6 protein-coding genes are annotated in these 6,624 nt (G+C 66.8%); 2 read left to right on the top strand and 4 right to left on the bottom strand.

Annotated elements, in window-relative coordinates; all coding sequences use genetic code 11:
* Nucleotides 1-407 precede the first annotated feature (407 nt).
* From YU9_RS0124260 to mgtE, 4 genes are all read right to left on the bottom strand, one after another.
* Nucleotides 408-1,322 (bottom strand): hypothetical protein, encoded by a 915-nt coding sequence (locus YU9_RS0124260; protein WP_027575133.1) that lies wholly within the window; start codon nucleotides 1,320-1,322, stop codon nucleotides 408-410.
* Nucleotides 1,323-1,371: 49 nt separating this feature from the next.
* Entirely contained in the window at nucleotides 1,372-2,190 is an 819-nt protein-coding gene (locus tag YU9_RS0124255) for an aldo/keto reductase (protein WP_027575132.1), read from the bottom strand.
* Nucleotides 2,191-2,344: 154 nt separating this feature from the next.
* Nucleotides 2,345-2,647, bottom strand: coding sequence for a DNA-binding transcriptional regulator (locus YU9_RS0124250; RefSeq protein WP_027575131.1), 303 nt, complete (start codon nucleotides 2,645-2,647; stop codon nucleotides 2,345-2,347).
* 239 nt (nucleotides 2,648-2,886) lie between these two features.
* A complete protein-coding gene (gene mgtE / locus YU9_RS0124245) occupies nucleotides 2,887-4,308 on the bottom strand; it encodes a magnesium transporter (RefSeq protein WP_027575130.1) in 1,422 nt (473 codons plus the stop codon).
* Between the two features lie 115 nt (nucleotides 4,309-4,423).
* On the opposite strand from mgtE, the gene YU9_RS0124240 reads away from it, so the two are divergent.
* Nucleotides 4,424-5,197 carry a polysaccharide deacetylase family protein gene (locus YU9_RS0124240; protein WP_027575129.1) on the top strand — a complete coding sequence of 258 codons (774 nt, stop codon included), beginning with the start codon at nucleotides 4,424-4,426 and terminating at the stop codon, nucleotides 5,195-5,197.
* A 156-nt stretch (nucleotides 5,198-5,353) separates the two neighbouring features.
* Complete coding sequence (locus tag YU9_RS0124235) at nucleotides 5,354-6,622, top strand: polysaccharide deacetylase family protein (protein WP_027575128.1); 1,269 nt, start codon at nucleotides 5,354-5,356, stop codon at nucleotides 6,620-6,622.
* Nucleotides 6,623-6,624 lie beyond the last annotated feature (2 nt).

The following is a 6,624-nucleotide window of genomic DNA, read 5'->3' as shown; positions in this document are numbered from 1 at the left end:
CGGTTCGTTGGCGCCACAGGGTTCGACGGCGTTGTGCACGTTGCCATCGAAATACTGGCACGACGAACCTGACAGCGCCGTTCGTCCGCACGAAGCCTTGGGGCTCACGGAGAGCAATCCGCCCTGCCCTCAGCTTTTCGCGCCCGACGCTGCTGCGTCCACCGCAAGCCCGGCTCGCGACAATGACGACCTCATGATCGCCCCTCAAGGATGAGCCGGGATGGGCGACACATACGACATTTCCGAATTTCGGTAAAGCGGAATATTTTTGCGCAAGTGGATTGACAGAGGGCGACACAGGGCACGATGGCGTAGCCCGGATGGAGCGCAGCGCAATCCGGGACAGTGCGAGATGCCGGGCAAGCGGCCCCCCGGATTACGCTTTCGCTCCATCCGGGCTACGGGAGCTACCCGCCGAAATCCCGCGGGCTGAACGGCAGGTCCAGCACCTTCCATTCCCCGTACAAATTGGCCGGCAGCATCTTGTATGGCTGGCAGTTCTGGAGCGCGCTCATTGCGGACTTGACGATGGCCACGCCCTTCGCGGACGGCGGAGCCTCGATCAGGATGGGCTCGCGCGCCAGCGTGCCGTCGGTGGCGAACACCGTGCGCAGCTTGACATGGACGTTGTCGGTCGGCGCGACCCCGGCCGGCAGCTTGGCGCAGCTTCGCAAATGACGACGAAGCGCGGCGATGACCTCGGCCGGCAGCTTCGCTGCGATCGAATCCTTGGCATCGCCGCCGTCGTCCTTGGGCGCGGCTTTCGGCTCGGGCGGCAGTTCGGGCGGCAGGCCCAGCATGACGCCGTATTTGACGGTGACGTCGGGCTGGGGCGCCTGATAGGCCGGCGGCGGCGCAGCCTGCTGCTGCGGCATCGCCTGAGGCGGCGTTTGCGGCATCGGTTGAGATTGCGGCGGCTGAGGCTGCGGATGCACGTCGGCCTCACGCTGCTTCGATGCCTGTGAGGGTTGCGGCTGTTTCTGCTGTGGCTCGGGCGAGGCCTGCGGTGACGGCGATGGTGCAGCAGCCTGCTGCTTGGCCGCGGGCTTCGACGCTGCGTCCGCCTTGTCGGTGACATCCAGCTTCGGCAGCTTCAGGTCGGGAAGCGGCTCCGGCGATTTCTCCTTCGCCTCTTCCTTCTCCTCGGCCTTGGCTTCCTCCTGCTTCACCTGCTCCGGCGTGACGATGTCGACCGTGACAGTTTCAGGCGGCGCGGCGTGAAACGGATGGACCTCGCTGATCACGATGATCAGCGCCACCAGCGTCAGATGCGCGATTGCCGACGCCGCAATATCCGTCCGTATGATCTTCCGCAGTTCCATCGACCGAACTTGGGTTGCCGTCGCGGTCCTAGCATACCCCGGCCCCCTCTCAATCCCATTTCGGAGCGAAGCCAAAGTCGGTCAGGCGTCCCCTGGGACTGGCGAGTGCGGCGATCCGGCTCATCTCGTCCTCCGACAGCTCAAAATCGAAGATCTCGATGTTCTCCGACAGGCGCTCGACGCGCGAGGTGCGCGGGATCGCAGCGACATTCTGCTGCACCAGCCAGCGCAGGCACACCTGCGCCGGGGTCTTGCGGTGGATGCGCCCGATCTCGGCAAGCGTCTGATCGGCCTTGATGCGCCCCTTCGCGATCGGGCTGTAGGCGACCAGCGCAAGGCCGTTCTGGTCGCAGGCCGCCCTCACCTTCCCCTGGTCGAGATAGGGGTGATATTCGACCTGGTTGCAGGCCAGCGACTCCGGCGAGGCCGCCACCGCCTGCTCGATCAGCGCCACCGTGAAATTGGAAACGCCGATATGGCGGGTCAGCCCCATGCGCTTGGCATGCGACAGCGCGCCCAGCGTCTCCACCAGCGGCACGTGGGGATTGGGCCAGTGCAGCAGCAACAGATCGACCGAGGGGAGCCGCAACCGGGCGAGGCTCTCCTTGACCGAGCGCTCGAGATCGTGGGGCGCGAAATGGTTGGTCCAGACCTTGGTGGTGAGGAAGACGTCGTCGCGGCGCACGCCGGAGGCGCGCAGGCCGTCGCCGACCTCGCGCTCATTGTCGTAGACCTGCGCGGTGTCGATGTGGCGATAGCCGAGCCGCAGCGCCTGCTCGACGACGCGCGCGCAGGTGCGCCCTTCCAGCTCCCAGGTCCCGAGCCCGATCGCCGGGATCCTTGCGCCATTGGCCTCGACGAACAGCATGAGGAATCCTCTCTGTTGCGGCAGCCCCGGTCGACATTATGGACCTCGTCCGTGTTGGTTGCCAACGGACGTCCGTGCTATCGGGACGGATATTCAGGGCAATGCTAACAGGAGGTTCGCACCAGGCTTCGGGCCTTGATGTCACGCCTTTTCGTCACGCCTTGGCGAGCGCCTGGAACACCGTATCCGGCGCGTGCGCGATCACCGCGAGCAGCGCGCGGGCCGGTCCGCGCGGGGCGCGCTTGCCCTGCTCCCAGTTGCGGATGGTCTCGACGGGAACACCGAGCTTGGCGGCGAACTCCATCTGGGTCAGGCAGGCGCGGCGCCGCAAATCGCGCACCGCGAGCGGACCGGTATCAGCCGGCGCGGCATCGGCCGCCGGCTGGACCGGAAACTCCTGCCCATCCCGCAATTCGACGATCCGTCCGTCCGCCTTTAGCCGCAACCGCATGTCCATTCCCCCAAGCGCAGGCGATGATGCGGCAGGTCGCTTAAAGTCGGATTAAAAGGTCTCGCGCCCCGGACGCAGCGCAGCGCTTCTTCAGCGGTGCGCTGCAGAGCCGGGGCCCATTTCGCCGCAGCGGACCGTGCGGCTTTCTGGGTCCCGGTTCTGCGCAGCAGCGCCATAAGCGCGCGCGTCTTCGACGCGCTATGGCGCTGCTGCGCAGAACCGGGACACGCGAGCGAGGGGGCGCCCTACTTCAACCCGAACCAGAGCGTCGCGATGCCCAGGAAGGAGAAGAAGCCGACCACATCGGTCACGGTGGTCACGAAGGTGCCCGACGCCACCGCAGGGTCCGCCCTGACGCGCTCCAGCGCCATCGGGATCAGGATGCCGCCGAGCGCGCCGGCGACGAGGTTGCAGATGATGGCGAGCCCGATGACGATGCCGAGGCCCGGGATCTTGAACCAGGCAACCGCGGCAATGCCCGTGATCACGGCGAAGGCGAGCCCGTTGACGAGGCCGACCAGCGCCTCGCGCAGCACCACGCGCCAGGCATTGGAGGAGCCGAGCTCGCGCGTCGCCAGTGCCCGCACCGCGACCGTCATGGTCTGGGTCGCGGCATTGCCGCCCTGGCTGGCCACGATCGGCGCCAGCACCGCGAGCGCCACCATCTTTTCCAGCTGGCCCTCGAACAGGCCAAGCACGGAGGACGCCAGGAAGGCGGTGGCGAGATTGACCAGCAGCCAGTTGAAACGGCCGCGCGCAATCGTCAGGAACGTGTCCGACAGCTCTTCGTCGCTGGTGACGCCGCCGAGCGCCTTGAGGTCCTCGTCCGCCTCCTCCTCGATGACGTCGACGACGTCGTCGACGGTGATGACGCCGACGAGGCGGTCCTGGGTGTCGAGCACGGGCGCGGCGACGAGATTGTACTTGCCGAACATGCGCGCCACCTCTTCCTGGTCCTCCAGGACGGAAACGCGGCGGCGGTCCTCGTCGGTGAGCTCGGTCAGCGCCACCGGCCGGCGCGTGCGCAGGAGCACGTCGAGGGGGACTGCGCCCTGCCAGTGCTGGTCCTTGTCGACGACGTAGATTTCGTAAAAGCGGTCGGGCAGATCCGGCGTCTCGCGCATGTAGTCGATCGCCTGGCCCACGGTGAAATCCTGGGGCACGGCGATGAACTCGGTCTGCATGCGGCGGCCGGCGGAGTTCTCCGGGTAAAGCAGGCTGCGCTCGAGCGCGACGCGCTCCTTGAGCGGCAGCTTTTCGAGGATCTCCTCCTGCTCTTCGGCGTCGAGGGTCTCCAGGAGCTCGACGGCGTCGTCGGATTCGAGCTCGCGGACGCCCTCGGCGACCGTCTCCGGCGGCAGCTCCTCGAGGATCTCCTCGCGCACGGTCTCGTCGACCTCGTTCAGCGCGGAGAAGTCGAAATCACGGCCGGTGAGCTCGACGAGGCGGACGCGGTCGTCGGGCTGCAACGCCCCGATCAAATCGCCGAGGTCGGCCTCGTGCAGCTCGGCGACACAGGCGCGCAGCGCCGCACTGTCGCCGGCCTCGATCGCACGGGCAATTTCCTCGACGAATTCGTGACGAATTTCGCCGTCTTCATTGCGCATCGGCACGTGGTCGAGTACCGAATCCGAAGCGGTGGGGGCAACGTCCATATGTTCGTCCATGGCGCGCCTCGCCGTTTGACAGGTTGGAACGAGTGATCTGGGCTGACGGTCAGGCAATACCCACAAGGCAACAGCGAGCGCAATGGCAAAGATGCTGCGACTGAGATGGATCTCGATGACGGCGGGCGCGCTCGTCGCGACCGTCATCGGCATCGCCTCGACGGATGCCGCCGAGTGCCCGCGCAAGGACGCGCTCGGCACCTCGCGCATCCTGGGCGTCGACGCCAAGACCTATCCGCGCGTCGGGTTGAAGAGCTTTCCGCAGACACTGCCGCTGGCCGACCGCGAGGTCGTGCTGACCTTCGACGACGGGCCGAACCCGCCGACGACGTCGAAGGTGCTGGCTGCACTGGCGCAGGAGTGCGTGCGCGCGACCTTCTTCCTGATCGGCCTGCACGCCTCGCAGCATCCCGACATGGTCAAGCGCATCGCCCGCGAGGGCCACACCATCGGCCACCACACCTTCTCGCATCCGTTCATGGCGAGGATCCCGTTCGACAAGGCCAGGAGCGAGATCGACCGCGGCATCGCCGCCGACGAGATGGCGCTGCACGGGGTGTCGACGACAACACCGTCGACGCCGTTCTTCCGCTTCCCCTATTTCGAGGGGACGCAAGCGCAGCTCGACCTGCTCCAGTCGCGCGGCATCGCCGTGTTCGGATCCGATCTCTGGGCCAGCGACTGGAACGAGATGACGCCGGAGCAGGAGTTGAAGCTCGTCACCGAGCGCTTAGCTGCGGCCGGCAAGGGTATCATCCTCTTCCACGACCCCAAGGCGCGCACGGCGGCGATCATGCCGGCCTTTCTGCGGTATCTAAGAGAGAACGGCTTTCGCGTGGTTCACGTCGTGGCGGCCGGCGCGCCGCAGAAGAATGCCGATGCGCGCTGATGCCGGAATGTCACGCCGGCGCAAAATGGGGTGATTTGGGACCCATTAACACTCTGTTCATGCTACCCCGTGCAAGTTGAGGGCGGCTGCGGCTGAACCGTTTTAGGCCATCTCCGACCTATCTAGGCGCCAATTGCATGAGGGCAGACCGGGTTCATGATCGGGAGTAGCGTTGTCTTGCGGACGCGATCGTGGATCGTCCTCTGTCTGGGAATGCTGACCGTCGGTTCGCCGGCGGCGCTCGCGGCCGACTGCCCGGGCCATCCGGACGCGCTTGGCACCTCCCGCACCCTCGTGGTCGATCCGCGCGAGCATCCGCTGATCGGCACCATGCAGTACCGCGAGACGCTGCCGCTGAGGGATCATGAGGTCGTCCTGACCTTCGACGATGGTCCGCTGCCGAAATATTCCAATCAGGTGCTCAAGATTCTCGCCGACGAGTGCATCAAGGCGACCTTCTTCATCATCGGTAACCAGGCCAAGGCCAATCCGGAAGGCGTGCGCAAGCTGGTCGCGGCAGGCCACACCGTCGGCACGCACAGCATGGACCATCCGCTGACCTTCGACCGGATGCCGATCGAAAAGGCCGAGGCCGAGATCAACGGCGGCATCGAATGGACGGCGGCGGCGATGACCGATCCGTCCCAGCTCGCCCCGTTCTTCCGCATTCCCGGCCTGATGCGCGCCGAGGGCGTCGAGAACCACCTGATCTCGCGCGGCATCCAGGTCTGGAGCGCCGACTTCCCGGCCGACGACTGGCGGCACGTCTCGTCCGACCGCGTCTATCAGCTCGCGATCCAGCGGCTCGAGGCCAAGGGCAAGGGCATCCTGCTGCTGCACGACATCCAGGCCCGCACCGTGGCGGCGCTGCCGAAGATCATCCGCGACCTCAAGGCGCGCGGCTATCGCATCGTGCACGTGGTGCCTGCGACGGCCGAGCGGCCGGCGACGCCGACCACGGCGGTGGAATGGCTGCTGCATCCGCCGACCGAGACGACGCCGATCGCACGCTGGCCGCGCGTGCCGAATTTCGCATTCACGCAGACCCGGATGCTGCCAGCGCCTGCGGCTGCCGACCTCAATGCCCGGGCCGAGCATCAGCCGCTGCTGCCGCTCCGGACCAAGGGGCGGATGGACATCGCATCCACCCTGCCCGTACCCGACCGCGATCTGTTCGCGATTCCGGAAGGCTCGGTCGAGGTGCTGTTGTCGACTTCCCTGTCGCGGCGTGCCGCGACGCGGCTGGCCATGGCGGCCGGGACGCCCCGCCCGGGCAAGGACAAGGCCGCAAACGGCAAGCCCGTCAAGCAACACCGTCCCCGGACCGCGCATGCGTCGCCGGCCGCCCCCAAGCATGCCGCTCAGGCCAAGACCACGGCGCCCCGCCCGACCCGCGTTGCGACGAGCGTGAAGAAGCGCGCTTAAGC

The organism is Bradyrhizobium sp. WSM1743 (assembly GCF_000473065.1).
Classification (GTDB): domain Bacteria; phylum Pseudomonadota; class Alphaproteobacteria; order Rhizobiales; family Xanthobacteraceae; genus Bradyrhizobium.
The sequence above is the reverse complement of the archived record's forward strand: the minus strand, read 5'-3'. Positions and strand labels throughout refer to the sequence as shown.

Bases quoted from the DNA above. Each gene is read 5' to 3' on its own strand.
- YU9_RS0124260 (WP_027575133.1), bottom strand. From the start codon at position 1,322: ATGGAACTGCGGAAGATCATACGGACGGATATTGCGGCGTCGGCAATC.
- YU9_RS0124255 (WP_027575132.1), bottom strand. From the start codon at position 2,190: ATGCTGTTCGTCGAGGCCAATGGCGCAAGGATCCCGGCGATCGGGCTC.
- YU9_RS0124250 (WP_027575131.1), bottom strand. From the start codon at position 2,647: ATGGACATGCGGTTGCGGCTAAAGGCGGACGGACGGATCGTCGAATTG.
- mgtE (WP_027575130.1), bottom strand. From the start codon at position 4,308: ATGGACGAACATATGGACGTTGCCCCCACCGCTTCGGATTCGGTACTC.
- YU9_RS0124240 (WP_027575129.1), top strand. From the start codon at position 4,424: ATGACGGCGGGCGCGCTCGTCGCGACCGTCATCGGCATCGCCTCGACG.
- YU9_RS0124235 (WP_027575128.1), top strand. From the start codon at position 5,354: ATGATCGGGAGTAGCGTTGTCTTGCGGACGCGATCGTGGATCGTCCTC.